The organism is Dyella soli, assembly GCF_054482295.1.
In genome coordinates this window covers 36,274-62,921 of the sequence record NZ_JBTFFU010000002.1, presented here as the reverse complement: position 1 = coordinate 62,921, position 26,648 = coordinate 36,274, and the positions used below count along the sequence as shown (strand labels likewise).

Below are 26,648 nucleotides of genomic sequence, written 5' to 3'. Positions count from 1 at the left end.
TGCGGGCATCATGCGTGGATCCCCTGCCCATCGCCACTGCGCTCATGTCTCCACGTTCCGCCGCTGCTCCGGTCGCGCTCGCCATCGGCGTGCTGTTGATCAGCATGGTCTCGTACCAGTGTGGCGCGTCGCTGGCCAAGCACCTGTTCCCCGAGGTCGGCGCCCAGGGCGCCACCGCCTATCGACTCGGCCTGAGCGCGCTGATCATGCTGGCATGGCGACGGCCGTGGCGACGGCTGGGCATGCGGCGCGGCCGGCGCGTGATCTGGGGCTACGGACTCGCGATGGGCGCGATGAACCTGGTGTTCTACATGTCGTTGCGCACGATTCCGCTCGGCATCGCGGTGGCGCTGGAATTCACCGGACCGCTGGTGCTGGCCCTGCTCGGTTCACGCCGGCTGGTCGATTTCGTGTGGATCGCGCTGGTGGTGGCGGGGCTGGCCCTGCTGCTGCCGCTGCGCGGGCAGATGCATGCGCTCGATCCGGTCGGCGTGATGTATGCGCTGGCTGCGGGCGTGGGCTGGGCGCTGTACATCGTGCTGGGCAAGCAGGCCGGGGCGGCCTACGGTGGTGACGCGGTGACGCTGGGCACCACGATCGGCGCGCTGCTGGCGATCCCGTTCGGGGTCGCGCATGCCGGCAGCGCACTGCTGTCGCCGGCGCTGCTGCCCTATGCGCTGGGCGTGGCGCTGCTCAGTTCGGCCCTGCCCTATTCGCTGGAGATGATGGCCCTGACCCGGCTGCCCGCGCGCACCTTCAGCACCTTGCTGAGCCTGGAGCCGGCGATTGCGGCGGTGGCCGGCGTGGCCTTGCTGGGCGAACGGCTGAGCCTGCTGCAGTGGCTGGCCATCGTGGCGATCATCGTGGCGGCAGCCGGCACGGCGCTGAGCGTGCGTCGACCCGCGCTGAGCGAGCCGCTGGCGACCTAGCCGCCACTGGCAGGGCGGGCTGGTCGTGGTCGCCGGCCACGGGGGACGGCGACCTCATGCCTCGCGGTTCGCGCGAGGGAGACCCTCTTACTTGGCGTTGCGCTTCTTTTCGTCCTTGGCCGCCTTCTTTTCCTTCATGGTCTTCGCCGGCTTTTTCTTGTCGCTCTTCTTTGAATCCATACCCTTGCTCATCTCGATTCCTCGCTCGTGGTCATGGTTGGTCGGGCCGCCGTCGGGGCGGCCCGGTCGCAAGTTACCGGGGCCAGCCCCTGCATGGCATCTTGCCAGTCGAAGGCTACGCCATCCTGTGCATCCGTAAAGCGGCGCGGCTCAGTCCCAGCGGTTGGCATTCTTCGGGAATCCCGGGCGCTGCACCCGGACCACGCAGAAACGCTGCCCGGTAGGCGCCTGCATCACGACCCAACGCTCGAGGCGATCCACCACCCGGGCGCCCGCCCTCTCCAGGCGAGCCACCTCGGCGGGAATGTCGTCGGTCTCGATGTCCAGGTGGACCCGGCTCTCGTGCGAGACACGCTGGATCTGCACGATGGGTTCGCCCTCCGGCGTGTCCAGCATGCGGTAATTGCCGCGCGTGCCGGGGTGGTCAAGGTCGACCGGCCGCCCCAGTGCTTCGGCCCAGAAGCTGGCGGCCTGGTCGATATCCGGCGTCTGGCAGTCGATCAGCAGCGCGCAAAGACGGGAGTAGTGCATGACGTCCTCTTCCGGGCTTGTTCGGAGACAGGAAGGTATCCACTCCGGACCGCAAGCGCGCGTGCGGGCAGCTGATCAACCGCTGTCGCGACCCAGGATCACCCGGCTGCGCCGGACATCCTTCGCCAGGTCGCGCAGTTCACGCAGCCCCCGCTCAGCCGCCCGCGCCAGCCCGGCGATGGGATCCTGGTCGATGGGCGGGCCGCGGTGCGTCCTCAGCAGCTCGGCAAATTCCGCATAGACCTCGCGCAGTCCCTTCATGTCGCGGGTCATGGTGGAGAGTTGCTGCTGCATGCATCGACTCAGCGCGTCGATATAGGCCTGCGAATAGACGATCTCCTGCCCGTCGATGTCGACGTCCAGCGTCCAGGTTTCCTTGTGCGCCTGCGCATTGCCGTCATTGAAGGTCTCGGTCACCTCGAACACGACCGGGACGGAATAGCTGCCGTCAGCCGGATCATTGACCAGCACGAGCGTGTCGTTGGTGGCCGTCGCGGTAAGCGTCACCAGCCGGTTGGCCGTGACCGCATCCGGATAGCCCGGAAAGCTGACCGGCAGGTTCACGCTGACCGGTTGCGCGGCCGTGGTGATCTTCTGGCCGGCCACGATCCAGTCGCCCGTCGGGTTGATCCAGTTCCTTGGCTTGCCTTGCAGGGTGACGGTCAGATGGCGCTGCGCAATGTGATAGGTGTAGTCGCCCGACCAGTGGTGATTACGCCCGCAATCGCGTTCCACATGGAAGGACTGCTCCGGGCCATCGACCTCGGCGTCCAGATGGCGGTCGGACACCTCGAAAAACGCGGTACGCGTGAGGCTGGGGATGATGCACGCGTTGTCGGCGTCCGACCAATACGACGCCACCGCGGTTCCGTCCAGCCGGCCAATCTGGTTGCATGGCGAATCGGCGATTTCATCCGCGGATGCGCTTCCCGTTCCGGGTGACTGGCGCCAGCCGCTGGCACCGTCCGGATCGGTCATGGCCTCGACCAGTTCGTGCGAGAACGAATACGTCGCCATGTCGATTCCGGGAATGGCACCGAACGGCGCGGTGCCGATCATGGCAAAGCGCACCGGGTCGTCATCGACGTCGAGCAGGTCGTAGTCCACCCACTGAAACGAGCTGTGGAAGCCGAAAGTGGTTCCCGTGCTGTCGGACGGGTATGCCACCGTCGAGGGCAGAAAGATCACGGTCAGCCGCGACCAGTCCTCGTCGGGCTCGGCGATCTGCTCGGCATCGATCAGGCCACGCAGCAGGTTCACGCCTTCGGTCGACCAGCCGGCCACCGTGGTGCTGGCCGCCGGCTCGGTGTTGGTCACGTAGCGCGGCCCGAGCAAGGTCGGCTTGCCGGTGAAGCCGTACTGGACGAGACCGTCCAGGTAGCTGCCGTCGATGATGGTCTTGAGCCGGTCCAGCAGGGTCGCCGGAGCGATGGGCGGACTGGGTGAGGTCCACTCGGCACCCCAGAAAATCGGCATGATCGTCGGCCGTTGCAGCACCGGGCCTCCGCCAGGCACGAGTGTCGTCGGTGCCGCGGGAGCAAATACGCCCGTGCCGGACGCGCCGATGTCGAGCATATGCGTGGGCGATCCGGTGAACGGCTTCACCGTTCCCAGCATCAGGCGTCCGCGCCGGACTGGCGTCAATGGTGCGTGACCCTCACTTGCGACTCGCATGGGTGGTCTCCTTCCCGTGGTGGATGCAGAACATCCACTCTGGCTGGAGAAATGGCCGGTCAGCTACTGATCGAACGCCATAGCACATCGGTCATGGTGAGGGCACAGAGCACGGACATCGTCGACTGCGCGGACACTTGCTCAGTGGCTGCGCGGGTCGTTGCTGAGCTCTACGTACTCGATGCCCAGCGGCCCGTTGCCCGATACCTGGGTGACGTATTCGCCGGACCTGGCCCAGTGGAAGTGGGGCGTGTTCGCCGGCAGCACGATGACGCTGCCGGGACCGTAGGCAACCAGCTTCGATGCGTCGAAGGTCTTGCCCAGCCCGATGTAGAACACGCCGGAGATCACCGTGTAGATACGATCCTCGGGATGCGTGTGCGGCATCAGCTTGACGCCGCCCGGCACCTTGACGCGGACGACATAGGGCCCGGGACTCTTCGGATTGCCCACCAGCACGGCGAGCTGCGCACCCGGGGGGAATGCCGCGAATGGTTCGAAGTGCACGTCTTCCGGCAACACGGAGCCAAAGCTCTGGGTGGGCAAACCACCGGCGTGAGCCAGCGTGGGCGCCGCGCATGCCATCCATACGGCCATCGCTGAAACCACCAAGCTGTCATGACGCATACCGTTGCCTCCGTGGTGTCTCCGCGGGACGCGCAACGCGCCATCGCCATTCAAAGGCGATCCACGTCGACCATCGCCTTGGCGAATGCCTGTGGCGCTTCCTGCGGAAGGTTGTGCCCGATGCCGCCATCGACGTTGCGGTGGGCGTATTTGCCCGAGAACTTCTTCGCATAGGCGGCCGGCTCGGGATGCGGCGCGCCGTTGGCGTCGCCTTCCATGGTGATCGTCGGCACCGTGATGAGCGGCCCCTCGGCGAGCTTCTTTTCATATGCGTCGTACCTGGCCTCGCCTTCGGCAAGACCGAGCCGCCAACGATAGTTGTGGATGACGATGTCGACGTGATCGGGATGGTCGAGGGCGGCGTCCGAACGATCGAACGTGCTGTCGTCGAAGCTCCATTTCGGCGAGGCGAGCTGCCAGATGAGCCTGGCGAAGTCATGCCGGTACTTGTCATAACCGGCGCGGCCGCGTTCGGTGGCGAAATAGAACTGGTACCACCACTGCAGTTCGGCCTTGGGCGGCAGCGGGACCTTGCCCGCCGCCTGGTTGCCGATCAGGTAGCCGCTCACCGACACCATCGCCTTGCAGCGCTCCGGCCACAGTGCCGCGACGATATTGGCCGTGCGCGCGCCCCAGTCGAAGCCACCGATGGTTGCCGTCTTGATCTTGAGTGCGTCCATCAAGGCGATCGTGTCGGCCGCGAGCGCGGAGGGCTGGCCATTGCGCATGGTGTCGCCCGCCAGGAAGCGGGTCGAGCCATAACCGCGTGCATACGGGACGATGACCCGATAGCCCGCGGAGGCAAGCAGGGGCGCAACGTCGACATAGCTGTGGATGTCGTAGGGCCAGCCATGCAGCAGCAGCGCGACGGGTCCATGCGCAGGTCCCGTCTCCGCGTAGCCGACGTTGAGCACGCCTGCATCGACCTGTTTGAGCGCGCCGAACGAGGCCTGCCCTGCGCTGCCCGGCGCGGGCTGGGTTGCCTGCCCGCTTTCTCCCGGCCCGGCATTGGCCATCGTGGCCACGCCAAGCTGCGCGGCGACAAGACTTACTGCCGCCGCGCCGACCAGATGGCGGCGACCATGGTCGATGTCCTCCGCCGGAACGGTGTCGTTCATATCGAACCTCCTCGGCTTGACTCAAGGTTCACGACGCGTCGGCTCATCCGAAGGTGAACACGAACGACTCCACGCCCGGGTCGAGGAATTCGATGGTGAATTCCCGCTCGGAAATCGGCGGCGGCTGTCGCAACAGCTGGTACATGCGGGGTTTGGTGACTTTGCCGTAGCCGTTTTCGTCGGTGTCGTCACCGTGCGCCGCACCTGGCGGCTTGCCGTCGATGAGCACCCGGAATCTCACCGGCGTGCCCGCTGCCGCCGGGCCCATCACCAGGTTGAGGTCGCGCGCGTGGAAGCGATACACGATGCGTCCATTGGGCTTGTTGAGCACGGCGGACTGCGGCTGCACCGTCCAGTCGCCGGCGAGCGCCCAATGATTGAGGCTCAGTTGCGCGGGCACGGCATAGTCGCTGCGTTCCTTGAACAGGCTGCCGCCGGTGGATACGAAGTTTTGGCGCCGCTCGGAGCCGACATAGGACTCCGGGGATTTCACCTCATCCCAGTCGGGCGCGGCCTCGACGCCGCGGCCGTCGACGACGACCAGGTCGCGGCTGACGTTGCTGGCCCCGGCCTCGCGCAGCAGTTGCTGGATGACACGCTCGGACTTGTCGTACTCGCCTTCACCAAAGACGTGGTGCCTGATGTTTCCCCTGGCATCGATGAAGTAGAGCGCCGGCCAATAGGCATTGTCGAAGGCCTGCCAGATGCCGTGCCGGCTGTCGATCGCGGTGTGCACGGGAGGCCCGATGTGCAGGTCCACCAGCGCCTGGCGAACATTGGCGGCATCCCGCTCGAAGGCGAACTCCGGCGAGTGGACGCCGATCACCACGAGGCCCTGGTCCCGGTACTTCTGCGCCCAGGCACGGACATACGGAAACTGCCGGATCGAGTTGATGCAGGAATAGGTCCAGAAGTCGACCAGCACGACCTTGCCATGCAGGTCGGTCGGCGACAGCCGCGGCGAGTCGACCCACCCGGTCGCGCCATCGAGGGACGGCAACCGCCCCTCGACCGGCAGATCCAGCACACCGGTCGTGGCCGCCGTCGCAGGCGACTGGTCCGCCGGGCCCGCGAGCGCGATGGCCCAGGCGAGCCAGGCGAGTACCGACAGCAACAGGCGCCCATGCGATGTCATGGCGCCAGTCCTGCCCCATCGTCCATGAAGCTTTGGCATGGGTGCACACGTGCCGGCGCGCAAGTACTGGCAAGGTTTTGCGATCCGTCGTCGCGGATGCCGGGTGACACCTTGGTGCGATGGAATTGCTGCGCCCGATCGATTGTCATGGCATGCCTCACGTCGGCCTGCATGCTTACCACACGTCCTGTCGACGCGAAGGCAAGCACCATCATCCGGTCGATCCGCGCGAGGTCCACGAACATGCCCATCGTCACCATCCAGATAACCCGTGAAGGATCCGGCCCCGGCCGTGACGCCGCGACTGCGGAAGAGAAAGCCGAGCTGATCAAGGGTGTCAGCGAGCTGCTGCTGCGCGTGCTCAACAAGCCGCTGGAATCGACGTTTGTGGTGATCGAAGAAGTGCCCCTGGACAACTGGGGCTGGGGCGGCCTGCCGGCGCTCGAGTTTCGACGAAGGCGCCAGGCGGCATCGAAGTAGGCCCCCGCAGGCGATCCCTCGCTGCACCGTCGCACGCCGTCGACGGAGGCCGTCGTAGCATGCCGGCGGCGCGGCGCGGCGCGTGCGTTCGACGATGATCACCGTGAAGAACGCGTTGATCCGGGGCTTCTACTGCACGGCGAGCCTTGGCTGGACCGTGCTTTCCGATGCAGCTGACGTGCTCAACCGGCCGGACCGAACAGCTTGTGCACGATCAGCCAGCCGCCTTCGCAGCGAAGCAGCGAAAGCACGTTGTAGAAGTGGTTGCCGAGGAAGCGCAGCTCCGCCGTAACCGTCGCCATGTCACCCAGTACCTCGACCGCCAGCGGCTTCATGGCAAACGGCTCGCCGGCCGCCGCCGGGCTCTGGCGCGAAGCGACAGCCTGGATGTACTGCTCCGCGGTACGCGAGCGGAAGCTTCCCGTCACCATGTCTTCGACGCGGGCGCCGGGATGGAACACCTCGCGCAGTCCCGTCGTGTCGCCCTCGTAGATGCTGCGCAGGTACTGATGCGCCAGGTCCAGTACCGCCTGATCGTCGCTCATGGCATCAGGCCTCCGCCCGCGCCGCCGCCATGGCGCTCGATCCGGCCACGGTACGCACGCGCGACATCAGTTGCGTCGCATCGATATAGCCGGGCGCCACGCTGTAGAGCTTGTCCCCGTCCTCGAGCAGCAAGGAAGGGAAGCTGGAGACGCCCCAGCGCCGTGCCTGCAGGAAGTCGTCGCGGGTTTCCGCCACGGCGTCGGCGGATTGCCACGCCGCCAGGAACGCCGCCGGCGTCATCGCAAACCCAAGCCCGGCCATGGCCGCTGCGGCGACATCGGCCAGCACGTCGCCCTTGGTGATGTCGCGTCCGTCGACGTAGAAGGCGCGCTGGATGCTGCGCAGCACCGCCAGCTGGTCGATGGCGGGCGCCAGTCGGCGTGCCGTGACCACGGCGCGGCACGCCGGCTCCGTGTCGTAAACCAGGTTGTCATTGGCGAGGAAGGCCTCGCGATTGAACGGCAGGCCGCTCGCCGCCTCGACGCGGGACCAGTGCTCCAGACGGGCCAGGCGCTGGTGCCGGGGCATGACCGCCGTCTCGCCGGGACGAAGTCCGCCCACCACCACGCGCAGCTCAAGCCCGGGGGCCGCCTGCTGCAGCTCGGTGACTTCTTTGCCGAACCCGTAGCACCAGGAACACATGGGGTCGGCGACCAGGACAAGTTTCATGCTTAGTACCTCGGAGAGAGTCTCGATAACGGTGATGGCCTGCGCCCCGCCCGGATGATGCCGCCCTGCGGCTGATGACGACGTCACCGCCCGCGTTGCCCATCGGCTTGACTTGCGACGCACTCTAGGCTCGCGTTCCGACCCGATAAATATGCTTCAATGCATTTCATTTGATACGTGGCGTAACGAATCATGCGTCGCCAGTTTGATGACCTGCAGCTGGGAAGCATCGAGCTGTTCTGCCTGGCCGCCGAACTCGGCAGCTTCACCGCCGCCGCCGCGGCGGCCGGCGTCACGCCCGCCGCGGTCAGCCGTTCGGTGGCGCGCCTGGAAGAGCGCATGGGCGTGCGCCTGTTCGTCCGCACCACGCGGCAGATCCGCCTCACCGACGTTGGCCGCGAGTACTTCGAGCAATGCCGGCAGGCACTGGCGCAGCTGATCGAAGCCGAGCGGATGGCCACCGGCCAACAGCTTCGGCCCGTCGGTACGCTGCGCATCAGCGTGCCGACCACCTATGCCCACTACCGGCTGCTGCCCTTGCTGCCGGCGTTTCACGAGCTCCATCCCGAGGTGCGGCTGGACATCCACGTGAGCAACCGCAACGTGGATTTCTCCGACGAAGGGTTCGACCTGGCCATCCGCGTGCGCGCCCCGGCCGATTCCGGACTGATCGTTCGCCATCTCGAAGACGCCGAGCTGGTCGTGGTGGCCACGCCCGCCTACCTGGCCCGACGGGGCACGCCGACGACGCTGGAGCAACTGGACCAGCACGAGTGCATCCAGTTCGACCTGCCCAGCAGCGGTCGCCGCATTCCGTGGCTGTTCCGGGACCAGGGCAAGGACATCGAGCTGGCCGGCGACGGCGGCTACGTGCTGTCGGAGGACGTGCTCGGCGGCGTCACGCTGGCGCGCCACGGCGCCGGCCTGTTCCAGACCTACCGTTTCATCGTGGAAGACGACCTGCGCGAAGGCCGCCTGGTGGCGGTGCTGCAGGCCTTCGGTGGCCGCTCGCGGCCGTACAGCCTGCTGTACCCGCACAGCCGCCACGTACCGCTGCGCGTGCGCAGCTTCATCGACTTCCTGGTGCAGAGGGTCGCCTGACCCCGCTGCCCGGCCGTCTCGCGCGGTGCGCGCGCCGGACCACTTGTTACGCGAGGTATCAAGTGAAGTGCGCCGCCAGGGATGGGTGCGTGGCAGGGCGACGCGTACCATCCGCTCGCGCCACAGCCAACCATTCGTCGAGGACGCCATGATCGATCTCTATACCTGGAAGACGCCCAACGGCCGCAAGCCAGCCATCGCGCTCGAGGAACTGCAGCTGGACTACGTGGCGCACCCGGTGGACATCGGTCGCGACGAGCAGTTCCTGCCCGGCTTCGTGGCCATCTCGCCGAACAGCAAGATACCGGCCATCGTCGATCGGGACACCGGCGTGACGCTGTTCGAGAGCGGCGCCATCCTGCAGTACCTGGCCGAGAAGACCGGACAGCTGCTGCCCACTGGCGGCGCGCCGCGCTACACCACCCTGCAGTGGCTGCATTGGCAGATCGGCGGCGTGGGACCGATGTTCGGGCAGCTGGGATTTTTCGCCAATCGCGCGGCCGAGCGGATTCCGCTGGCGGTGAACCGGTACCTGACCGAATCCAGGCGCCTGCTCGACGTGCTGGAGCAGCGCCTGGCGCATTCGAAGTACGTGGGCAGCGACGATTACAGCATTGCCGACATCGCGATCTATCCGTGGGTGGTCGCGGTGATGGCCGGCAATCCGACCCTGCTCGGCGATGCCCGCGCGAGCCGCCCCTCGATGGACCGCTGGATGAGCGAGCTCGCCCAGCGCCCGGCCGTCATCAAGGGCATGAACGTGCTGCAGGACGACGCCAGCGCCGGCACCTGAAGCCGGCTGCCATGAGCGGCATCGACTGCATCATGCGGGAGCCGCGGTCCGCGGCTTCGCGCCCATGATCAGGATCCACAGCATGAAGGCCACTTCGCCGAACTGCACCGGGAAGGTGTATTTGCCGATGACATCGTCGTAAGGCGGGAACAAGGTGCCGGCGATGCTCAGCACGATATAGGCGACGCCGTTGAGGATCAGCCAGACGCCCAGGAAGCGGGGCAGGAATCCGCAACGGAGCACGAGGATCGCGAGGGGAAACAGCCACAGCCCCCAGAGGACTTCGGCGGCCACGACCTGCTGGCCATGCAGGCGCAGGAACAACATGGCCAGCGCATGGCGCTGGTGGCTGTCGAAGACGGACAGGAATTCGGCGCCCTTCACCAGCATCAGCGCCGCGCCATCGTTCACCACGTTGACGAAATAGAGCGTGGCAGGCATCACGCCGCCGACGATCACCATCAGGATCGCCATGCTGTCGTGAACGCCCCGGAACAGCCGGTACAGCGCGAGCACCAGGAAGATCAGGATCACCGCGCAGGCCAGGTCGCTGGCGATGCCGAGGCGAAACAGCATCTCGTGGGCCGCGATATTGGCCGAGGTCGCCTCCGCATCGCCATGCACGAACAGCGTGTCGGGGATATAGATGAGGCGGACGGGGCCGAAGATCGTCAACAACAGATAGATGAGTCCGGCGATTCTCGCGTTCCTGCTGGTCGGGTTCATGCGCGCTGCCCTCATGGGAGATCGTTGCGTATCCGGACCGCGATCCATGCGCTGCGCCGGGTTTGCCGTCCCTCGACGCCTTGCGCATGATGCCAAAGCCTGCGCCCGCATGGGCCGCGCAGGGCCGCGCCGGCAGCGCCCGCGGCGGAAAGCCGGCGGCCATGGCGCGAAACGGGCCGGGCATCCGCCGGAAGGCGCGTTCTTCACGTCGCCACCGGTAAGGTCGCAAAGCGGGATGTTTGCGATCGCCCGCCTGAATGTCGGAGGAGACGATGAAAGCTGCTCGTCTGGGATATCTCTGGGCTGCCATTGCCATCGCCATCACCATGGCCCTGGTGAGTACGTCCATTCCGGTGGATGCGCTCTGAACCAGCGGCGCACGCGCTGGCACGGGTGGTGGCCTCAGGTACCGCGCGGCTTGGCGCGGTGTGTGGGTGCGGCCGTCCATGGGTCGTCCGGCCAGGGATGGCGCGGGTAGCGGCCCTTCAGTTCCTTCTTCACCTCGGGATAGGTGCGCTCCCAGAAGCCCTTGAGATCCTGCGTGACCTGGATCGGGCGCCCGGCCGGCGACAGCAGGTGCAGGGTCACGGGAATGCGTCCGTTGGCCACGCGCGGCGTGTCGGCAAGACCGAACAGTTCCTGCAGCTTCACCGCGAGCACGGGCGGCTCGCCTTCGGCGTATTCCAGTCGCCGCTGCATGCCGCTGGGCACGGCGAGGCTTTCGGGTACCTGTGCATCGAGTTGCCGACGCTGCTCGTAGTCGAACAAGGCGCCCAGCGCCTGCGAGAGTTCCTCCGCACTGAGCGCATCGAGGCGACGCTTGCCGTTGAGGTACGGCCCCAGCCACGCTTCCAGCGTGCCGAGCAGGGCGGTGTCCGATACGTCGGGCAGGCCCAGCTCCGGCATCCATGCACGCAGCGCCTGCATGCGTGAGCGCAGGCGGCGTGCGTGTTCGCTCCATGGCAGGGCGTCGATGCCCTTCGCACGCACGGCGGCGAGCAGCGCAGGCAAGGCGTCTTCCGGCGTCACCGGCACGCTACGCCGATCGAGCACGATGGCGGCAAAGCGATGCTCCTCGAACGCTTCGACCGCGTTACGTTCGTCGTTCCAGCGCAGCACGCGCTCGCTGCGGAACTGCGCCGGGTAGTCGCGCTCGAGTACGCGCAGGTCCACCGGCGCCGCGGCCAGGATCAGGCTGTCGCGGGCCTCGAAGCGAAGGTCCAGCGCCACCAGCCACGGCTCGCCATGCAGGGCGGTGTTCTCATGCAGGCGCGCGCCGCGACCATTGGCGAGCGTGTAGCGCAACGGGTTGCCGTCGTCGCGTCGCGCCACGCGATCGGGAAACGCGTGCAGCAACAGGTCGCCCACGGCGTGGCTGTCCGGCACGCCACTGGCCGCCGAACGCACGTCGAGCCGACGACGCCAGCCCTTGCTGGCCTGCTCGATGGCCGCCAGCGCGCCGGTATCGGCTCCGCCGCGCGCGCCTGCCGTGCGCCGGTCGCGCCAGGCGTGCAGCGCCGTGACCCGGGCGCGAAAGTCGTCGCTGCGCGCCTGCTCGCCGCGCAGCGGCGAGCGCGCCTCCATCAGGGCGAGCAGATCGGCCACCAGGGCACGAAGTTCCGGCTCGGCGCGCCACGCGGCCGCGCCGAGCCGGGGCGCCGCGCCGAGTTCGAGCATGGCGCGACCCAGGCTGGTCATGCGACCTGCCGCATCGAGCGCACCCAGTTGCACCAGCAGTTCGCGCGCCTGCGCCAGCGCGCCGACGGGCGGCGGATCCAGCCACGGCAGGTCGCTGCCGCCACCGGCGGTGATGCCCCACGCCGCCAGTTCGAGCGCGAGGCCGGACAGTTCCGCCTGCGCGATTTCCGCCGTGCGCGACGCATCGAGCCGCTTGCTCTGCGGCCACAGTCGATACGCCGTGCCTTCGGCGACGCGCCCCGCGCGACCGGCACGCTGGTCCGCCGAGGCCTGCGAGATGTTCACGGTTTCCAGTCGGGTGAAGCCGGAGTTGGGATCGAAGCGCGGTTCGCGGGCGAGGCCACTGTCGACCACCGCACGGATGCCCGGCAAGGTGACGCTGGATTCGGCCACGTTGGTAGCGAGCACGATGCGGCGCGTACCTGGCTCGGCAGGACTGAGCGCGGCCTGCTGCTCGGCCAGCGAAAGTTCGCCATGCAGCGCCACGACTTCCACCTCTCCCCTCTCCCCGCGGGAGAGGGCCTGGGGGTGAGGGTTCGGCCGTGCCGATGCGCCCCGCTCTGCCCGTACCCTTGCTCCATCACCCGCAGCGAGCGGCGAGTGGCTGAGGGCGTCTTCGAGGATCGCCTGCGTGCGTGCAATCTCCCGGCGTCCCGGCAGGAAGGCGAGGACGTCGCCATCGTTTTCCTGCAAGGCCTGGCGGGCGACCCGCGCCACGTGATGTTCGGTGCCTTCCTGCACCCGCGCCGGCGGATATTCGACGCGCACCGGAAAACTTCGCCCGGGGCTGCTGATGCGCGGCGCGTCAAGCCACTTCGCGATGCGTTCGCCATCGAGCGTGGCGGACATCACCACGATGCGCAGGTCGGGCCGCAGGGTGCCCTGTACGTCGAGCGCGAACGCGGCGCCGAGATCGCCGGCAAGATGCCGCTCGTGGAATTCGTCGAACAGGATGACGCCGATGCCGGCAAGCTCGGGATCGTCCTGGATGAGCCGGGTCAGGATGCCTTCGGTCACCACTTCGATGCGCGTGGCCGCGCTGGTCTTCGCTTCGAAACGGATGCGATAACCGACCGTCCTGCCCACTTCTTCGCCGAGCTGCATCGACATGAACTGCGCGGCAGCGCGCGCAGCGATGCGGCGAGGTTCCAGCATCAGGATCTTCTGCCCGGCGAGCCAGGGCTGGCTGAGCAGCGCCAGCGGTACCTGCGTGGTCTTGCCGGCACCGGGCGGCGCTTCCAGCACGAGCCGCGCATGCGCAGCGAGCGAGGCGCAGATCTCCGGCAGCAGTGACGTGATGGGGAAGGTAGCGGGCGAGTTCATCGGGGCATGATAGATGCGTGGCGCCGCCGCACTTAGCCCCTCTCCCCCCGGGAGAGGGGTTGGGGTGAGGGTACGGGGCTTGCGCAGCGTTTCAAGCTCGCGCTCCGACCGAACCCTCGTCCGCCTGCCGGCACCTTCTCCCGAGGGGAGAAGGGCTCCTTGGACGAGCGCTGACTTAGCCCCTCTCCCCTCGGCGACCCGAAGGTAGTCCCTGTGGGAGAGAGGGGTTGGGGTGAGGGTGCGGGGCTTGCGCAGCGTTTCAAGCTCGCGCTCCGACCGAACCCTCTTCCGCCTGCCGGCACCTTCTCCCGAGGGGAGAAGGGTTTCCTCAGTGCAGCGTGCCTTAAGCCCTCTCCTCTTTGGCGCCTCGCGGTGTAGCCGCCATCCATGAGGTAGCACGCACCGAAGTGCGCCTTGCTCCAGTCTCCAGCGCTTGTATCCCACATCGCGCTGCCAGCCTTTAAGGCCATTCTCTTTGGGTTACTTTTCTCTTGGGCCAGCAAGAGAAAAGTGACTCGGCCTCCGGCAGGAGGTCGAAACGCCCGCTGCGCAAGCGGCCCGAACACGGAAGCGCGACAACCAGACAGCCAAGTCACTGGGTTCCTGCTTTCGCAGGAACGACGAGTAGAAACCGTCCCGCGAGCATCCACCCTCTCATCAAAAAGGAAGAGGGAGAAAGAACCCCCTTACGGATGCGCCGCCCCATTCGTCCCTTCCGCCCTCAGCGGCGCCAGCGATTCAAACTTGCGCTGGTACTCCTCGGTGACCTGCCGGGCCTCGTCGCTGCTGCCGACCACGCGTGGCGTGATCAGCACGATCAGCTCGGTGCGGTTGCGGTTGCGGCTGGTGGTGCCGAAAAGGCGGCCGAGGAAAGGGATGCTGTTGAGGCCGGGAATACCGGTGTCGGTGGCGCCTTCCTGTTGCTGGATCAGGCCGCCCAGCAGGACCGTCTGCCCACTCTGCACCGCCACCTGGGTGGCGAGCTGGCGCTGGCTGATGGTCGGATTGCCGTTGACCGATGCGATGGTCGGGTCTACCTGGCTCACCTGCTGGCTGATGTTCATGTACACCAGGCCGCCGGGATTCACGCGCGGCTGCACGCTGAGGATCACGCCGGTGTTGAGGTAGTTGACCGAGTTGTAGACCGCCGTGCCCACGCCGGGATTCACGCTGGTCTGGTTGATCGGGATCTGGTCGCCGACCTGGATCTGCGCCATCTGGTTGTTCATCACCACCATCGACGGCGCCGACAAGGTCTTGGTGTTGCCGCTGATTTCCAGCGCGCGCAAGGCGACCTGCAGGTTGTGATTGACGAACGAATAGAACAGGCCGTCGCCAGGCGACGTGCTGGTGCCCGGGTTGTACTGGTTGCCGCCCTGGCCCAGGGCGCCCTGGTGCTGGTTGTTCGGATCGCCCGGGGTGAAGGTGCCATTGCCGTTGTTGGTGCCGCCGGCGAGGCCTTCCAGGTACCACTGCACGCCAAACTGGAACTGGCCGGTGAGATTGACTTCAAGAATGCGCGTCTCGATCTGCACCTGCAGCGGCGTGTTGTCCAGCCGCTTGATGGCCGACTCGACTTCGGCCCACTGCGACGGTCGCGCACGGATCAGCAGCTGATTGTTCGAGTCCACCGAGCTGATGCGGATGCTGCCGTCGTCGGACGTGTATTGCTTGCCCGGCTGCGCACCGTTGTTCGCGTTGCCGTTGCCGAAGGCGCCGCCGCCGTAGCTCGAGGTGCCGATGCCGCCGGGCTGGCCCTGGCCGCTCATGCTCAGGCCGGCGCTGTTGTTGAGGCCGGCGCTGCCCTGCGTGCCGTTGCCGCCGCCAAAGCCGCCGGTCGTGCTGCTGCCGAAGCTGCCAGCGGTGCTGCCCATGCCGCTGCCGTTGCCGTTGCCGGCCAGGCCGAGCGAGCCGGCGGTAAGGCCCGGCCCTACCTTGCCGCTGTTGTCGCCGTTGCCGGCGCCGTTGGTATAGATCTGTGCGAGGTACTGCGCCAGGTCGGACGCCTTGATGTTGCGCACGTCATAGACGAACAGTTCCGGCTCGTTGCCGCCGCCGCGATCGATCTTGGCGATCCACTCGCCCACTTCGCGCAGGTAGTTGGGCTGCGTGCTGATCACCACCAGCGCGTTGGTGCGCTCGATGGGAATGAAGCGCAGCATGCCCGACAGCGGCGAGTCGCTCTTGGGTCCGAAGATCTGATCGAGCTGCGGCATCAATTCGGTCACGCCGGCGTGCTGCAGGCTGAACACGCCCACCGACATGCCGCGCAGCCAGTCGACGTCGAAGGTCTGCACGGTGCGCTGGTAATTGGCCAGCTCCTGCGGCGTGCCGGACAGCACGATCAGGTTGCGCGACGGATCGATCAGCAACACCGAGTCGGGTCGCGCGAACGGCTTGATCAGCTTCTGCATCTCGCTGGCGGAGATGTAGCGCAGCGGAAACAGGCGCGCCTGCAGGCCGGCCTGCGGCGCCACGGCACCCAGGCTGGGCACCAGGTTGCCGGCCACCGCGTCCTTCGCCGGCATCACGATGTAGCGGCCGTCGCGCTGCACCAGCGCATTGCCGGTCCAGGCGAGCAGGGTCTCGAGGATCGGCAGCGCCTGGCTGCTGTCCACCGGCTCGGAGGTCGAGAACGACACATTGCCCTGCACGCCCGGCACGATGGTGTAGTTCTGCTTGAGCAGGTCGCCGAGGATCGCCTTGACCACCGCCTGCACGGGCTGGTTTTCAAAATTGAAGGTGACTGCGCCGTCGCCCGTCGCCGCCTTGCGTGGCTGCGCCAGCCCGGTGGCGTGCACGAACTGGCCGGTGCCGCTGCTGATCTGCGGACGCACCACGGGCTCCTGTTCGGTGCCGACGTTGCGGTTGAGTGGCTGTGGCGTCGGGGCGGGCTTCTCCGTGCCGGCCATGGCCTCCCGCTGAAGCTCGCCGTTGTCGCTCGGCTGCGGCAGGGTCTGGCATCCGGCAAGCCAGAGGGCCAGGGTGAGCGTACCGATGCGGCTGATCCGCGACGTGCGCTGGGTGGACATAAATCAGTGTGCTCCTTCGGGGGACGCAGCCTGCTGCTGGACGCGGCGCTTCTGTATGGCTTCTTTCAGCAGGCGGAGGCGATCCGCCTGCGTGTCATTCGTGGCCGTCGGCGACGCCGCCGGCTGGCCGGTGGCCGGCACCGGGCCGCCCAGCATGCGGACCGCGCCCGGCGGCAGCACCTGGCCTGCGGCGGCCTGGGCTGGCGCTTGCGCCGAGGCGCTGCCAGCGGGCATGTCGATGGGGGCGCCGGCGGGCAGCTCGAGCTCGGTGCGGCCGCTGGCCGATTCGAACACGGCCGAACGCGGCTTCAGTTCGGCGAGTCGCCAGCTGCCATCGGGCAGCGCATCGCCCTCGTGCACGCGCACTTCGTTGGCGCCGCTCTTGTCGTGCAGCAAGGCCATGTGCAACGACGGCGTGAGGATGATGCCGGTGAGCTGCATGTCGCCCAGGCTGGCACCGCCGCTGGCTGCGTGGAGGCTCTGCTTGCGGTCGGGACTGAACAACGGCTGCTGCCACACGGCGCTGAACTGCGACAGCGGCAATGGTGCCGGCAGGCCCTTGTCGTGAATTTCGGGCAGCGGCGCCATCGGCCGTGGCTCGCCCCAATGCACGCCACGTCCCAACCCGGCCAGGAACAACAGCAGCAGCACGCCACACAGCACGGCCGCGCCGCCAAGCACAGGCGTCAGGCGCCTTTGGGCGGCCGCGTTCATGGCGCACCTCCCTGCGCATCGCCGGTGCTGCGTGGCTGGCGCACATAGCCGGACAGGGTGAACTGCACTTCCAGCGGCGCCGCGGCCTGCTGCATCGCCGCCACCGGATTGCGGTAGATGCTCAGGTCGTCCACGAACAGATAGGGCGCACCCTGCTCCAGGTCGTGCAGGGTTTCGGCCAGCGGCTGCACTTCGCAGCGCAGGCTGATGCTCACGGCCACCTTGCGATATGGCTCGTCGGGCGCGGCCGGCGGATTGGGCACCGGCATCTTCTGCGTCACGTCGCAGCTGCCACCTTGCGGATGCGCTGCCACGGCATCGACCACGCGCTGCATCAGCCCGGCCGCGGCCGCGTTCGGATCATCCTCGGGCAGGAATGCATGACTGGCCACCTGCCCCGCGCCCATGGCGGCGATGCGCTGCTGCAGTCGCGGCTTCTCCGCGATGGCGGACGCAAACCGCGCATGCGTGTCGCGCAGGTCGTCCATCTCCGCATGAATGCTTCGCAGCGGCGCCACGAACCACCAGTGCAACAGCACGAAGTAGCCGACCACCAGCACCACCAGCAGCAACACGATAGCGGCGATGCGGCTTTCGCGCGGCTTGAGCGTGGCCAGCTTCATGGCGCGCCTCCCGCCGGGGCCGTCGCGGCCTTCGGCCTGGCGTCGGTGATCTTGCGCAGCTGCGCCACCATGTAGAAACGTTCCTTGCCGGTGGACGGATCGACCTGGATGGTGCCCTGGAAATTGGCGTCGGTGATCACCGGCGAACCCTTCAGCGCATCGACCAGGCGCGCCGCCTGCGGGCTTTGTCCCTGGAATCCGACCTGGCCGCTGTTGTCGATGCTCAGGCGCTCAAGCCATGCCGTGGCGGGCAGGCGCTGGCTGATGTCCTGCAGCACGGCCAGCGCGGGCACGGTGTGCCGCTTGCGCTCGGCGAGGAAGCCCGCCGCGCCGGCGTTGTCCTGCAACTGCTGGCGCAGCGTGGCGACCTGCTGCGCATCGGCGTGCATGGCCTCGACTTCGCTGCGCATCTGCTCGAGCGCACTTTCACGGTTGTGCAGGAACTGCAGCAGCGCCAGCACCAGCAGCGCGAGTGCGCTGGCCGCCAGCACCAGGTTGAGACGCTGGCGCGGATGCCGGCGACGCGGAACGAGGTCGACGGGCAACAGGTTGGCGCCGAGGCGGTCGGCGCCGACGGCCACGTCCACCGCATCGACCTGCAGGCCAGAAGCCGTCAGCTGGCCCAGCAGCGGATCGAGGGTGCTGCGCGGCACCACCACCAGTTCCGCGGCGAATCGGCCCGCCGGCGCCGTGGCCGGCAACTCGCGCACGTCGTAACGCACCTGCTCGACGTGGAACGGCGTCTGGCGGTCCATCTCGAAGGCGCCGACCTGCTGCAGGTTGTCGCGCGCGGCCAGCGGGAGCAGCAGGCGCGCACGCAACACGTCGGCCGGCGACAGGCACAGCGCCACGCGCAAGTCTTCCGCATCGACGCCGCGCACCGCCTGCGCGAGGGCGGCCTGCTGGTCCGTCGCGTCGAGCTGGCCGTGCCAGCGCGCCAGCAGGTCGGTGCTGCCGGCACGCCGCAGCACCCAGTCGTCGCCGGCACGCGCCAGCAGGTGCCAGGCCGAGCTGCCGCCGAACAGCGTGCGCCAGCGGGTCGGCAGCAACGCCAGCAGTTCGCCGGCCCACCACGCCAGGAAGCGCGGCAGCGGCGACCCGCGCCACGCGCGGCGGGCGCGGTCCAGCTGCAGCTGCAGCGGTTGCGTTGCAGAACTCATTCCCCGTCACCCTCTTGCCAACGCAACACGGCATACGGCGGTGCGCCGGGACGCAGTCCCTGCAAGCGCACCGTGGCGCGCAGTACAGCGCGCGTCCCGTCGGCCAGCGTAGCTTCTGAACGAATACTATGCGTTACGCCCTGGGGTGCCACCATACCCGGTACGGGCTGCGACGCCTGCCGCGCGGCGGACAGCGCCTGCGCCTGCTGCGGGGTCATGCCGGGGATGGCCGCCAGCGCCAGCGGCGGCGCGGTGGCCGGGTCCGGGCTTGGCCGGCCCGACCACAGGGTGACCTGGGAGGCCACCACCCGGTACACCGCCGGATCCATGCCCAGTACCATCTGCAGCTCCTCGATGGTGGCGAATGGCCCATGCCGGGGGCCGTAATCGCGGCCTGCCAGCGCGTAGGCGGGGTCGATGCCGACGCCGGGCGTCGTGGTGGCGAAGCTGCGCCAGTCAGCCACGTTCTTCGCCAGCGCCAGCGCCTTGGCGTCGGGCATGCCGGCGGCGCGGAACAGGTTCTGCAGCACCTCGGGGGTGGCGGCGTTGAGGTCTACCTTGCCCGCCTCGTCGATGACGCTGATGCTGACCCGGACGCCGTCGAAATCGAAGGGGTAGCTGCGTCCGTCGGCCACCCAGTGCTGCTGCGGCTGCGGATCCTGCAGTCCATAAATGGCCCGCACGACCCCGGCTTCGGCCGCGTAATGCGCCTGCGTCTGCGCGAACTGGTAGCGCGCCTGCAGGCCTTCGGTGCGCGCCAGCATGGCGTAGCCGCCCAGCAGGATGGCCAGCAGGGTGCACGCCCACAGCACCACCAACAGGGCGACGCCGCGCTGCGGCCGGGCCGGCGAGGCAGGCGTGCGCTTCATCGGGTGCTCCGTCGCTGCAGGCCCTGCAGCAGGTCGGCGGGGCCCTGGGTCGCCGAAGGATCGACCCTTACCGGCACATCCAGTTGCGGCCACGATCCGCCACCGTCGAGCGTGAGCACGATGCGCACGATGCGCGGCATCGTGCGGCTGTCGTTCCATTGCGCGCGCCAGTCGCCGGCCGCTTGCGGCGTGTCGGCCGTGCGATAGCTGAAGCTGCCGTCGCGGATATCGTCCACCAGCACCTCGGGCTCGCCCAGCGGACGCGGCGCGCTGCCATCGGGTGGCATCTGCGCAAAGCGCGCTTCCAGGCGAGAACCACCCTTGCCGTTGGGCACCAGCTGCAACTGCTGCAGTTGCGGACCGAGCCGGCCCATATAGCCGGGCAAGGCGGCGACAAAGCGCAGCTCGTGCGCGTCGCCGGTGAAATAGATCGGCTCGCTGTTGTCGGTGTGCGCGATCGGCACTGCCCGCGCCTGGGCAAGTTCGCGCCGCAGGAATTGCTGCGCCGAGCGCGTCTCGTCGAGGCGACTGATCGCCGCCTCGCCCGAACGCACCGCGTGGGTCGCCGTGCGCACGCCCGAATACACGCCCAGCAACAGCAGGGACAGCAGCGCCAGCGCGCCGAGCACTTCCAGCAAGGTGAAGCCGCGCGCTGGCCGGCGTGCGCGGCTCATGGGTTCTGCCCCGCGGGCGTGTTGAGCGCGCGCAGCGTGCTGAAATGCGCCGAATGCTCGCGCGGCACGCCACCCCAGAACACGTCCAGGTCGAGCTTCACCATCTGCAGCGGCGCATTGGCGGCCACCTGCCCCGGGCTCCACGGCGTCACCACCAGGTGCCAGCGGTAGTGCCGGTCGAAGCGCCCGTCGCTGCTGCCGGGCTGCAAGGGCGTGGCGATGCCGGCCGTGTCGAGCATGCTGCGCGCCCACATCGCGGCCTGGCTGTGGTCGTCGGCATTGCGGGTGAGCGCGATGGAGCCGCCGGCCACCTTCATCAGCGCGGCAAAGGTGATCGCCAGCAGCAGGATCGCGGCGATCACTTCGAGCAGGCTGAAGCCCCGCTGCCTCATGGCTGCGCACCCGCGTCGGCCACGCTCACCGCGCCGGTGAGCCACGACACGTTGACGCGCCACTGCCGGCGCTCGCGCTGCAGGGTGATGTGGCCGCCGGTGGAACTGCCATCGGCAAAGAAGCGGATGCGACCCGTGGTGACGTTGACCTGGTCTTCCTTCGCGCTGGTGATGCCGATGCGCATGCCCGCGGGCAGCCGCACCGGCTCGCCGCCGCTGGCGCGATACGTGTTGGCGCGCGTGTCGACGTCAAAGCTGCGTTCGTCTTCGTGCACGATGGCCTGCGTACGCGTGGCTCGCAGCGCTGCCGCCAGTTCGCCGCTGGCCGCACGCACCCGCGCGCTGGCCAGCCCCTGCGTCACCGAGACGGCCACGGCCGCGGCCGCAATGCCGATGAGCAGGATCACCGCGAGCATCTCCAGCAAGGTGAATCCATGCACCGGGCGCGACACGGCACGGCGCCGCGCGATTCCGCCGCGCGCTTCGCCATGCCCCATGTCGCCAGGCGCCTTCATTACTGCCAGTTGCCCACGTCGGCGCTGTAGCCTTCACCGCCGGGCTTGCCGTCCTGGCCGTAGAAGACCAGGTCGAAGCTGCCATGGTCGCCCGGGTACTTGTAGCCAAAGTCATGGCCCCACGGATCGTGCAGCTCCGACTCCTTCGCGTACGGTCCCTGCCAGTTGCGCGCGCCGGCCGGCTTCACCAGCAGGTCCTGCAGCTGCTGCGGCGGTGCACCGTTGTCCAGCGCGTAGTTCTCCACCTTCTGGCTCAGCGTGGTGAGCTGGGCCTTGCCCGCCCCGTACTTGCCCTTGTCGACGTTCTTGCCGACCTGGGTGACGACAACGGCGCCGATGATGCCGATCAGCACGATCACCGCCAGCATTTCCAGCAGGGTGAAACCGCGGGTGGCGCGTCGGCGGCGGATGGGACTTGCTCGCATGGTGGTACCTCGGATGATCGATGGTTCGGGGAGCGGCGTCAGCGGACCACGCCACTCATTGAATGTTGCTGGTGAGACTGAGCAGCGGCAGCAGGATCGCGGCCATGATGATCGCCACCATCACGGTCATCACGATCGTCAGTGCCGGCACCAGCGCGGCCAGCAGGCGGTCGATCGAGCGGCGGCTTTCCAGTTCGAAGGTGTCGGCCACCTTGAGCAGCATCGTGTCGAGCTGTCCCGCCTCCTCACCCACCTGCACCATCTGCAGCGCCAGCCGCGGGAAACGTTGCGACTGCGCCAGCGCGAAGCTGAGCCCGGCGCCGCCCTTGACCTGCTCGGCGGCCTGCTCGAGCGCCTGGTCCAGTGCGCGATTGCCGGTGACCTGGCGCGCGATGCCCAGGGCGGACAGCAGCGGCACGCCGTTCTTGAGCAGGGTGCCGAGCGTGCGCGCGATGCGCGCCGTCTGGATCTTGAGCAGCAGCGGACCGACCACGCGCAAGGTGAGCAGGCGCGCGTGCCATGCCAGCTGCGTGGCCGGAACGCGCAGCCGCGAGCGTGCCGCCAGCACGCCGATCACCAGCAGGATCAGCAGCAACCACCACCACGACTGCAGCGTGTCACCCACGGCGAGCACGACCTGGGTGATCCACGGGATCGGCACCTGCATGTCCTGGAAGATCGGCACGAACTGCGGCACCACGTAGGCCAGCAACAGCAGCAGCGAGCCCAGCACGCCGACCAGCAGGAACGCCGGGTAGATCAGCGCGTTGATAATGCTGCCGCGCAGCTGCTGCGAACGCTCGAGGTAATCGGCGAGGCGACGCAGCGTGTCTTCCAGCGACCCGCCGGCCTCGCCCGCGCGCACGAGGCTGATGTACAGCTTGGGAAACACGCCATGCTCATCGTCGAGCGCCTGCGACAGCGGCGTGCCGCCGCGCACGCGATCGCGTACCCGCTCGATCAGCTTCTTCGCGCGCTCGCCCTCGGGCAGGTCCAGCAGGATGCCCAGCGCGCGGTCCAGCGGCTGGCCCGCGCCGAGCAGCGTGGCGAGCTGGTGGGTGAACTGCGCCAGCTGGTCGCCGGTGAACGGACCGCGCTTGAACAGCGCCGCCAGACCGCCGGCACCCGCGTCGGCATCGGCCGCGCGCGCGTCCAGCGGCGTATGGCCCTGGTCCTGCAGGCGACTGACCACGTCCTCGACGCTGCTGGCTTCCATCTGCCCCTGCAGCATCTCGCCGGTGGCACTGACGGCGCGGTAGCGGAACTGCGACATCAGCTTTCCTGCGTAACGCGCAGGACCTCCTCGATGGTGGTGATGCCCGCCACCGCCTTGGCGATACCGTCTTCATACATGGTGCGCATGCCTTCGGCGCGTGCCTGCCGTTCGATCTCGCCGGCATCGGCGCGCTGCATCACCAGTCGTCGCAACGGATCGCTCATCACCAGGAATTCCATGATGGCCCGGCGGCCCCGATAGCCGGTGGGATTGGCCGCGCTGCTGCCCGGCTTCCACAAACGGATCGGGCGCTCGTCGGTGTACTTGTGCAGCTCGAACTGCTCGATCACCTCGGGCAAGGCTTCGTAAGGCGTCGCCGTTTCCGGATCGAGTCGCCGCACCAGCCGTTGCGCCAGGATGCCGTTGACGGTGGAGCCCAGCAGATAATCCTCCACGCCCATGTCGAGCAACCGCGTGATGCCGCCTGCGGCGCTGTTGGTATGCAGGGTGGACAGCACCAGGTGGCCGGTGAGCGCGGACTGGATCGCGATGCGGCAGGTTTCCAGGTCGCGCATTTCGCCGATCATGATCACGTCCGGATCCTGGCGCACGATGGAGCGCAGCGCACCGGCGAAATCCAGCCCGATCTGCGGCTTCACCTGGATCTGGTTGATGCCCTCGATCTGGTACTCGACCGGGTCTTCGACGGTGATGATCTTCACGTCGGGCGTGTTGATCTTCGACAACGCCGTGTACAGCGTGGTGGTCTTGCCCGAGCCGGTAGGACCGGTGACCAGCAGGATGCCGTGCGGGCGCTCCAGCACGTCGATGAAGCGCTGCTGGAAGTGGTCGGTGAAGCCGAGCGAGGCGAAGTCGAACACCACCGACTCGCGGTCGAGGATACGCATCACCACCGACTCGCCGAAGCTCGTCGGCACGGTGGACACGCGCAGGTCCAGCTCCTTGCCCTGCACGCGCAGCTGGATGCGCCCGTCCTGCGGCAGGCGGCGCTCGGCAATATTGAGCTTGGCCATGATCTTCACGCGCGAGATCACCGCCGCGGTGGAACTGGACGGCGGCGCCTCCACTTCGTGCAGCACGCCGTCGATGCGATAGCGCACCTTCAGTCGGTTCTCGAACGGCTCGATATGGACGTCCGATGCGCGCTGTTCGACCGCGCGCTGCAGGATCAGGTTCACCAGGCGGATCACCGGCGCCTCGGAGGCGAGGTCGCGCAGGTGCTCCACGTCGTCTTCCACCGCGGCGCTGCCGTCGAGGTTCTCCACGATGGTGCCCATGGCGGAACGACCGGAGCCGTAATAGCGCTCGATCAGGTCGTCGATTTCCGAGCGCAGGCCAATGCGCAGCGCCACCGGGCGCCCCGCGGCCAGCTGCATGGCCTGCAGCGGATACGGATCGGCCGGGTCCGCGACCACCAGCCCCAGACCGTCCTCGCCCACGCGCACCGGCACCACGTGCTGCTGCTTGAGGAAGCGTACGGAAACATCCAGCTCGGCGGGCGGCAGTTCGGGGGCATCGCGCGCGGCCAACAGCGGCGTCTGCAGCAGTTCGGACCAGGCTTCGGCCAGCTCGCGCTCGGACACCAGCCCCAGCCGCGCCATCAGCGCCGTCAGCGTGCCCTCGGGCGACTCCTCGTGCAGCCGGCGCGCCCGCGCGAAATCGGTGTCCTTCAGCCGCCCACGCGAAACCAGCAGCGCACAGACCGCCGCCTCCTGGCTGTCCATCGCCCTTCCCTCCTCGTTGGCCGCCGGCCATGTGGCTGCCGACATGCGCTCACCCCCGCTCATAGAGCCAGACCTGCCTCGATCATGCCGCCCCCAACGGCATGCAAGGCGCATTGGTAGCACACCCGGCGGCCGCCACGCGACCACGGTATCTCACGAAGCTTCGCTCCTGCGGGCTTTTGCGAACCGCTTCCTGCGACTGCCGCAAGGGTAAGGCCGTGGGATGACCGTTCGGCGGCGACCGCCACCCGCCCCGTAGCTGGTCGTTCAGGCACCGGATGCCTCGCTGGAACCGCCGGGGCCAGCAGGTTCATGCGACGGTGTCGCGCACGCAGTTCAGCGTGGTTTTGCCGCCCGGGGCGATCTGGGACAATGCGCGTTTGGACCGCCTGGCCACACCATGCAGCTGCTCGACATCGGCGCCAACCTTACCCACGAATCGTTCCGCCACGACTTTGATGCCGTGCTGCAGCGGGCGCGGGCGCATGGCGTGGCGCGGCTGATGGTGACCGGGGCGTCCCGTGACGGCAGCACGCATGCGCTGGCGCTGGCGAAGGCGCATCCGGGGGTGCTCTACGCCACCGCGGGCGTGCATCCGCACCATGCGATCGACTACGACGACGCCACCGATGCACTGCTGCGCGAGCTGGCGGCGCAGCCTGAAGTGCGTGCGGTCGGCGAGACGGGGCTGGATTACAACCGCAACTACTCGCCCCGCGACGTGCAGCTGCAGGTATTCGAGCGCCAGCTGCAGATCGCGGTGGAGGTGCAGAAACCGTTGTTCCTGCACCAGCGCGACGCGCACCACGACTTCGTCGCCTTGTTGCGCCGTTATCGCGACAAGATTCCCGGTGCCGTGGTGCATTGCTTTACCGATACCGGCGAGGCGCTGCGCGACTACCTTGCACTGGATTGCCACATCGGCATCACCGGCTGGATCTGCGACGAGCGGCGCGGCACGCACCTGCGCGAGCTGGTGAAGGAAATTCCGGTCAACCGCCTGATGATCGAGACGGACGCGCCGTATCTGCTGCCGCGCACCGTGCGACCGCAGCCATCGCACCGCCGCAACGAACCGATGTTCCTGCGCCACATCTGCGAGGAAATCGCCCGCGATCGCGGCGAACCGGCGGAGCTGACGGCAGCCCACACCACGGCCACGGCCGAGGCGTTCTTCGGCCTGCGCTGATCGCCGTCAAGGCATCAGCACGCGGGTGGAGCCGGGCGCCAGGCCTTCGAGTGCATAGGAGCCGACCCTCTCCCGGATCAGCCTCAGGGTGGGAAAGCCCACCGCGGCCGTCATGCGCCGCACCTGCCGGTTGCGCCCCTCGCGCAGGGTAACGCGCAGCCAGCTGGTGGGAATGGCCTTGCGGAAGCGCACGGGCGGATCGCGGGGCCACAGCCACGCGGGTTCGGCGGCATGCTCCACGCCGGCGGGCAGGGTCGGTCCGTCGTTCAAGGTCACGCCCCGGCGCAAGGCCGCCACGGCGTCATCGGTCACCTGCCCGTCGACCTGCACCAGGTAGGTCTTGGGCTGCTTGTGCCGCGGATCGGTAAGCCGGTGCGCCAGCCCGCCATCGTCGGTGAGCAGCAACAGGCCTTCGCTGTCGTGGTCGAGCCGTCCCGCCGGATAGACGTCCTTCTGCGCCACGAAGTCCGCCAGCGTGCGGCGGCCGTCCGCAGCGGTGAACTGGCAAAGCACGCCATAGGGTTTGTTGAGCGCAATCAGCATGCCTTGCCGATCGCACCCGCG

27 protein-coding genes are annotated in these 26,648 nt (G+C 68.0%); 5 read left to right on the top strand and 22 right to left on the bottom strand.

Annotation, left to right across the window (positions count from 1 at the left end):
- The first annotated feature begins 44 nt into the window (after positions 1-44).
- Positions 45-929: an EamA family transporter gene (locus ACXU4B_RS10615; protein WP_131412711.1), complete on the top strand. Its 885-nt coding sequence runs from the start codon at positions 45-47 to the stop codon at positions 927-929.
- 330 nt (positions 930-1,259) lie between these two features.
- Here the strand turns inward: ACXU4B_RS10615 and ACXU4B_RS10610 are convergent, their stop codons facing one another.
- The 6 genes from ACXU4B_RS10610 to ACXU4B_RS10585 all read right to left on the bottom strand — a co-directional run bounded on the left by ACXU4B_RS10610 (position 1,260) and on the right by ACXU4B_RS10585 (position 6,445).
- Positions 1,260-1,640 (bottom strand): VOC family protein, encoded by a 381-nt coding sequence (locus ACXU4B_RS10610; protein WP_131412715.1) that lies wholly within the window; start codon positions 1,638-1,640, stop codon positions 1,260-1,262.
- Between the two features lie 75 nt (positions 1,641-1,715).
- Positions 1,716-3,314: a hypothetical protein gene (locus ACXU4B_RS10605; RefSeq protein ID WP_131412717.1), complete on the bottom strand. Its 1,599-nt coding sequence runs from the start codon at positions 3,312-3,314 to the stop codon at positions 1,716-1,718.
- A gap of 141 nt (positions 3,315-3,455) precedes the next feature.
- Entirely contained in the window at positions 3,456-3,941 is a 486-nt protein-coding gene (locus ACXU4B_RS10600) for a cupin domain-containing protein (RefSeq protein WP_205746606.1), read from the bottom strand.
- A 50-nt stretch (positions 3,942-3,991) separates the two neighbouring features.
- Positions 3,992-5,059 carry an alpha/beta fold hydrolase gene (locus tag ACXU4B_RS10595; protein ID WP_131412719.1) on the bottom strand — a complete coding sequence of 356 codons (1,068 nt, stop codon included), beginning with the start codon at positions 5,057-5,059 and terminating at the stop codon, positions 3,992-3,994.
- A 43-nt stretch (positions 5,060-5,102) separates the two neighbouring features.
- Positions 5,103-6,194 (bottom strand): redoxin domain-containing protein, encoded by a 1,092-nt coding sequence (locus ACXU4B_RS10590; RefSeq protein WP_240734172.1) that lies wholly within the window; start codon positions 6,192-6,194, stop codon positions 5,103-5,105.
- Positions 6,191-6,445 (bottom strand): hypothetical protein, encoded by a 255-nt coding sequence (locus tag ACXU4B_RS10585; RefSeq protein WP_165583244.1) that lies wholly within the window; start codon positions 6,443-6,445, stop codon positions 6,191-6,193. The genes ACXU4B_RS10590 and ACXU4B_RS10585 overlap by 4 nt, the downstream gene beginning before the upstream one ends.
- On the opposite strand from ACXU4B_RS10585, the gene ACXU4B_RS10580 reads away from it, so the two are divergent.
- Positions 6,438-6,674 (top strand): tautomerase family protein, encoded by a 237-nt coding sequence (locus ACXU4B_RS10580; protein ID WP_131412723.1) that lies wholly within the window; start codon positions 6,438-6,440, stop codon positions 6,672-6,674. The two genes, ACXU4B_RS10585 and ACXU4B_RS10580, sit on opposite strands and share 8 nt — an antisense overlap.
- A gap of 182 nt (positions 6,675-6,856) precedes the next feature.
- Here ACXU4B_RS10580 and ACXU4B_RS10575 read toward each other — a convergent pair whose 3' ends face one another.
- Together ACXU4B_RS10575 and ACXU4B_RS10570 are read right to left on the bottom strand one after the other, a co-directional pair.
- Positions 6,857-7,219: a nuclear transport factor 2 family protein gene (locus ACXU4B_RS10575; RefSeq protein WP_131412725.1), complete on the bottom strand. Its 363-nt coding sequence runs from the start codon at positions 7,217-7,219 to the stop codon at positions 6,857-6,859.
- 4 nt (positions 7,220-7,223) lie between these two features.
- Positions 7,224-7,889: a DsbA family protein gene (locus ACXU4B_RS10570; protein ID WP_131412727.1), complete on the bottom strand. Its 666-nt coding sequence runs from the start codon at positions 7,887-7,889 to the stop codon at positions 7,224-7,226.
- A gap of 192 nt (positions 7,890-8,081) precedes the next feature.
- Between ACXU4B_RS10570 and ACXU4B_RS10565 the strand changes: the two genes are divergently transcribed.
- Together ACXU4B_RS10565 and ACXU4B_RS10560 are read left to right on the top strand one after the other, a co-directional pair.
- A complete protein-coding gene (locus tag ACXU4B_RS10565) occupies positions 8,082-8,990 on the top strand; it encodes a LysR family transcriptional regulator (RefSeq protein WP_131412729.1) in 909 nt (302 codons plus the stop codon).
- Positions 8,991-9,138: 148 nt separating this feature from the next.
- Complete coding sequence (locus ACXU4B_RS10560; protein WP_131412731.1) at positions 9,139-9,783, top strand: glutathione S-transferase N-terminal domain-containing protein; 645 nt, start codon at positions 9,139-9,141, stop codon at positions 9,781-9,783.
- A 30-nt stretch (positions 9,784-9,813) separates the two neighbouring features.
- Here the strand turns inward: ACXU4B_RS10560 and ACXU4B_RS10555 are convergent, their stop codons facing one another.
- The 13 genes from ACXU4B_RS10555 to gspE all read right to left on the bottom strand — a co-directional run bounded on the left by ACXU4B_RS10555 (position 9,814) and on the right by gspE (position 24,940).
- Complete coding sequence (locus ACXU4B_RS10555; protein ID WP_131412733.1) at positions 9,814-10,509, bottom strand: DUF4386 domain-containing protein; 696 nt, start codon at positions 10,507-10,509, stop codon at positions 9,814-9,816.
- 402 nt (positions 10,510-10,911) lie between these two features.
- The gene (gene hrpB / locus ACXU4B_RS10550) at positions 10,912-13,530 is read right to left on the bottom strand and encodes an ATP-dependent helicase HrpB (RefSeq protein ID WP_131412735.1); all 2,619 of its coding nucleotides are present in this window, start codon (positions 13,528-13,530) and stop codon (positions 10,912-10,914) included.
- Positions 13,531-14,216: 686 nt separating this feature from the next.
- On the bottom strand, positions 14,217-16,562 hold the full coding sequence (gene gspD / locus ACXU4B_RS10545) for a type II secretion system secretin GspD (protein ID WP_131412737.1): 2,346 nt from the start codon (positions 16,560-16,562) through the stop codon (positions 14,217-14,219).
- A gap of 3 nt (positions 16,563-16,565) precedes the next feature.
- The gene (locus ACXU4B_RS10540; protein WP_131412739.1) at positions 16,566-17,276 is read right to left on the bottom strand and encodes a general secretion pathway protein GspN; all 711 of its coding nucleotides are present in this window, start codon (positions 17,274-17,276) and stop codon (positions 16,566-16,568) included.
- The gene (gene gspM / locus ACXU4B_RS10535; RefSeq protein WP_131412741.1) at positions 17,273-17,899 is read right to left on the bottom strand and encodes a type II secretion system protein GspM; all 627 of its coding nucleotides are present in this window, start codon (positions 17,897-17,899) and stop codon (positions 17,273-17,275) included. Before gspM ends, ACXU4B_RS10540 begins: the two co-directional genes overlap by 4 nt.
- Positions 17,896-19,059 carry a PilN domain-containing protein gene (locus ACXU4B_RS10530; RefSeq protein ID WP_131412743.1) on the bottom strand — a complete coding sequence of 388 codons (1,164 nt, stop codon included), beginning with the start codon at positions 19,057-19,059 and terminating at the stop codon, positions 17,896-17,898. Before ACXU4B_RS10530 ends, gspM begins: the two co-directional genes overlap by 4 nt.
- Complete coding sequence (locus tag ACXU4B_RS10525) at positions 19,056-19,928, bottom strand: type II secretion system minor pseudopilin (protein ID WP_131412745.1); 873 nt, start codon at positions 19,926-19,928, stop codon at positions 19,056-19,058. Before ACXU4B_RS10525 ends, ACXU4B_RS10530 begins: the two co-directional genes overlap by 4 nt.
- The gene (locus ACXU4B_RS10520) at positions 19,925-20,602 is read right to left on the bottom strand and encodes a prepilin-type N-terminal cleavage/methylation domain-containing protein (protein WP_131412747.1); all 678 of its coding nucleotides are present in this window, start codon (positions 20,600-20,602) and stop codon (positions 19,925-19,927) included. The genes ACXU4B_RS10525 and ACXU4B_RS10520 overlap by 4 nt, the downstream gene beginning before the upstream one ends.
- Positions 20,599-20,994 carry a type IV pilus modification PilV family protein gene (locus ACXU4B_RS10515; RefSeq protein WP_131412749.1) on the bottom strand — a complete coding sequence of 132 codons (396 nt, stop codon included), beginning with the start codon at positions 20,992-20,994 and terminating at the stop codon, positions 20,599-20,601. Before ACXU4B_RS10515 ends, ACXU4B_RS10520 begins: the two co-directional genes overlap by 4 nt.
- Positions 20,991-21,509 carry a GspH/FimT family pseudopilin gene (locus ACXU4B_RS10510; protein ID WP_458910873.1) on the bottom strand — a complete coding sequence of 173 codons (519 nt, stop codon included), beginning with the start codon at positions 21,507-21,509 and terminating at the stop codon, positions 20,991-20,993. The genes ACXU4B_RS10515 and ACXU4B_RS10510 overlap by 4 nt, the downstream gene beginning before the upstream one ends.
- Positions 21,509-21,934: a type II secretion system major pseudopilin GspG gene (gspG, locus tag ACXU4B_RS10505; RefSeq protein WP_131412751.1), complete on the bottom strand. Its 426-nt coding sequence runs from the start codon at positions 21,932-21,934 to the stop codon at positions 21,509-21,511. Before gspG ends, ACXU4B_RS10510 begins: the two co-directional genes overlap by 1 nt.
- Positions 21,935-21,989: 55 nt before the next feature.
- Positions 21,990-23,207: a type II secretion system inner membrane protein GspF gene (gene gspF / locus ACXU4B_RS10500; protein WP_131412753.1), complete on the bottom strand. Its 1,218-nt coding sequence runs from the start codon at positions 23,205-23,207 to the stop codon at positions 21,990-21,992.
- Positions 23,207-24,940, bottom strand: coding sequence for a type II secretion system ATPase GspE (gene gspE / locus ACXU4B_RS10495; RefSeq protein ID WP_131412754.1), 1,734 nt, complete (start codon positions 24,938-24,940; stop codon positions 23,207-23,209). Before gspE ends, gspF begins: the two co-directional genes overlap by 1 nt.
- Before the next feature lie 355 nt (positions 24,941-25,295).
- On the opposite strand from gspE, the gene ACXU4B_RS10490 reads away from it, so the two are divergent.
- Complete coding sequence (locus tag ACXU4B_RS10490; protein WP_131412756.1) at positions 25,296-26,084, top strand: TatD family hydrolase; 789 nt, start codon at positions 25,296-25,298, stop codon at positions 26,082-26,084.
- A 6-nt stretch (positions 26,085-26,090) separates the two neighbouring features.
- Here the strand turns inward: ACXU4B_RS10490 and ACXU4B_RS10485 are convergent, their stop codons facing one another.
- Complete coding sequence (locus ACXU4B_RS10485; RefSeq protein ID WP_131412758.1) at positions 26,091-26,627, bottom strand: pseudouridine synthase; 537 nt, start codon at positions 26,625-26,627, stop codon at positions 26,091-26,093.
- Positions 26,628-26,648: the final 21 nt, after the last annotated feature.

What these genes read in the sequence shown, in the direction of transcription:
- ACXU4B_RS10615 (WP_131412711.1), top strand. Translation starts at nt 45, where the DNA reads ATGTCTCCACGTTCCGCCGCTGCTCCGGTCGCGCTCGCCATCGGCGTG.
- ACXU4B_RS10610 (WP_131412715.1), bottom strand. Translation starts at nt 1,640, where the DNA reads ATGCACTACTCCCGTCTTTGCGCGCTGCTGATCGACTGCCAGACGCCG.
- ACXU4B_RS10605 (WP_131412717.1), bottom strand. Translation starts at nt 3,314, where the DNA reads ATGCGAGTCGCAAGTGAGGGTCACGCACCATTGACGCCAGTCCGGCGC.
- ACXU4B_RS10600 (WP_205746606.1), bottom strand. Translation starts at nt 3,941, where the DNA reads ATGCGTCATGACAGCTTGGTGGTTTCAGCGATGGCCGTATGGATGGCA.
- ACXU4B_RS10595 (WP_131412719.1), bottom strand. Translation starts at nt 5,059, where the DNA reads ATGAACGACACCGTTCCGGCGGAGGACATCGACCATGGTCGCCGCCAT.
- ACXU4B_RS10590 (WP_240734172.1), bottom strand. Translation starts at nt 6,194, where the DNA reads ATGACATCGCATGGGCGCCTGTTGCTGTCGGTACTCGCCTGGCTCGCC.
- ACXU4B_RS10580 (WP_131412723.1), top strand. Translation starts at nt 6,438, where the DNA reads ATGCCCATCGTCACCATCCAGATAACCCGTGAAGGATCCGGCCCCGGC.
- ACXU4B_RS10585 (WP_165583244.1), bottom strand. Translation starts at nt 6,445, where the DNA reads ATGGGCATGTTCGTGGACCTCGCGCGGATCGACCGGATGATGGTGCTT.
- ACXU4B_RS10575 (WP_131412725.1), bottom strand. Translation starts at nt 7,219, where the DNA reads ATGAGCGACGATCAGGCGGTACTGGACCTGGCGCATCAGTACCTGCGC.
- ACXU4B_RS10570 (WP_131412727.1), bottom strand. Translation starts at nt 7,889, where the DNA reads ATGAAACTTGTCCTGGTCGCCGACCCCATGTGTTCCTGGTGCTACGGG.
- ACXU4B_RS10565 (WP_131412729.1), top strand. Translation starts at nt 8,082, where the DNA reads ATGCGTCGCCAGTTTGATGACCTGCAGCTGGGAAGCATCGAGCTGTTC.
- ACXU4B_RS10560 (WP_131412731.1), top strand. Translation starts at nt 9,139, where the DNA reads ATGATCGATCTCTATACCTGGAAGACGCCCAACGGCCGCAAGCCAGCC.
- ACXU4B_RS10555 (WP_131412733.1), bottom strand. Translation starts at nt 10,509, where the DNA reads ATGAACCCGACCAGCAGGAACGCGAGAATCGCCGGACTCATCTATCTG.
- hrpB (WP_131412735.1), bottom strand. Translation starts at nt 13,530, where the DNA reads ATGAACTCGCCCGCTACCTTCCCCATCACGTCACTGCTGCCGGAGATC.
- gspD (WP_131412737.1), bottom strand. Translation starts at nt 16,562, where the DNA reads ATGTCCACCCAGCGCACGTCGCGGATCAGCCGCATCGGTACGCTCACC.
- ACXU4B_RS10540 (WP_131412739.1), bottom strand. Translation starts at nt 17,276, where the DNA reads ATGAACGCGGCCGCCCAAAGGCGCCTGACGCCTGTGCTTGGCGGCGCG.
- gspM (WP_131412741.1), bottom strand. Translation starts at nt 17,899, where the DNA reads ATGAAGCTGGCCACGCTCAAGCCGCGCGAAAGCCGCATCGCCGCTATC.
- ACXU4B_RS10530 (WP_131412743.1), bottom strand. Translation starts at nt 19,059, where the DNA reads ATGAGTTCTGCAACGCAACCGCTGCAGCTGCAGCTGGACCGCGCCCGC.
- ACXU4B_RS10525 (WP_131412745.1), bottom strand. Translation starts at nt 19,928, where the DNA reads ATGAAGCGCACGCCTGCCTCGCCGGCCCGGCCGCAGCGCGGCGTCGCC.
- ACXU4B_RS10520 (WP_131412747.1), bottom strand. Translation starts at nt 20,602, where the DNA reads ATGAGCCGCGCACGCCGGCCAGCGCGCGGCTTCACCTTGCTGGAAGTG.
- ACXU4B_RS10515 (WP_131412749.1), bottom strand. Translation starts at nt 20,994, where the DNA reads ATGAGGCAGCGGGGCTTCAGCCTGCTCGAAGTGATCGCCGCGATCCTG.
- ACXU4B_RS10510 (WP_458910873.1), bottom strand. Translation starts at nt 21,509, where the DNA reads ATGAAGGCGCCTGGCGACATGGGGCATGGCGAAGCGCGCGGCGGAATC.
- gspG (WP_131412751.1), bottom strand. Translation starts at nt 21,934, where the DNA reads ATGCGAGCAAGTCCCATCCGCCGCCGACGCGCCACCCGCGGTTTCACC.
- gspF (WP_131412753.1), bottom strand. Translation starts at nt 23,207, where the DNA reads ATGTCGCAGTTCCGCTACCGCGCCGTCAGTGCCACCGGCGAGATGCTG.
- gspE (WP_131412754.1), bottom strand. Translation starts at nt 24,940, where the DNA reads ATGTCGGCAGCCACATGGCCGGCGGCCAACGAGGAGGGAAGGGCGATG.
- ACXU4B_RS10490 (WP_131412756.1), top strand. Translation starts at nt 25,296, where the DNA reads ATGCAGCTGCTCGACATCGGCGCCAACCTTACCCACGAATCGTTCCGC.
- ACXU4B_RS10485 (WP_131412758.1), bottom strand. Translation starts at nt 26,627, where the DNA reads ATGCTGATTGCGCTCAACAAACCCTATGGCGTGCTTTGCCAGTTCACC.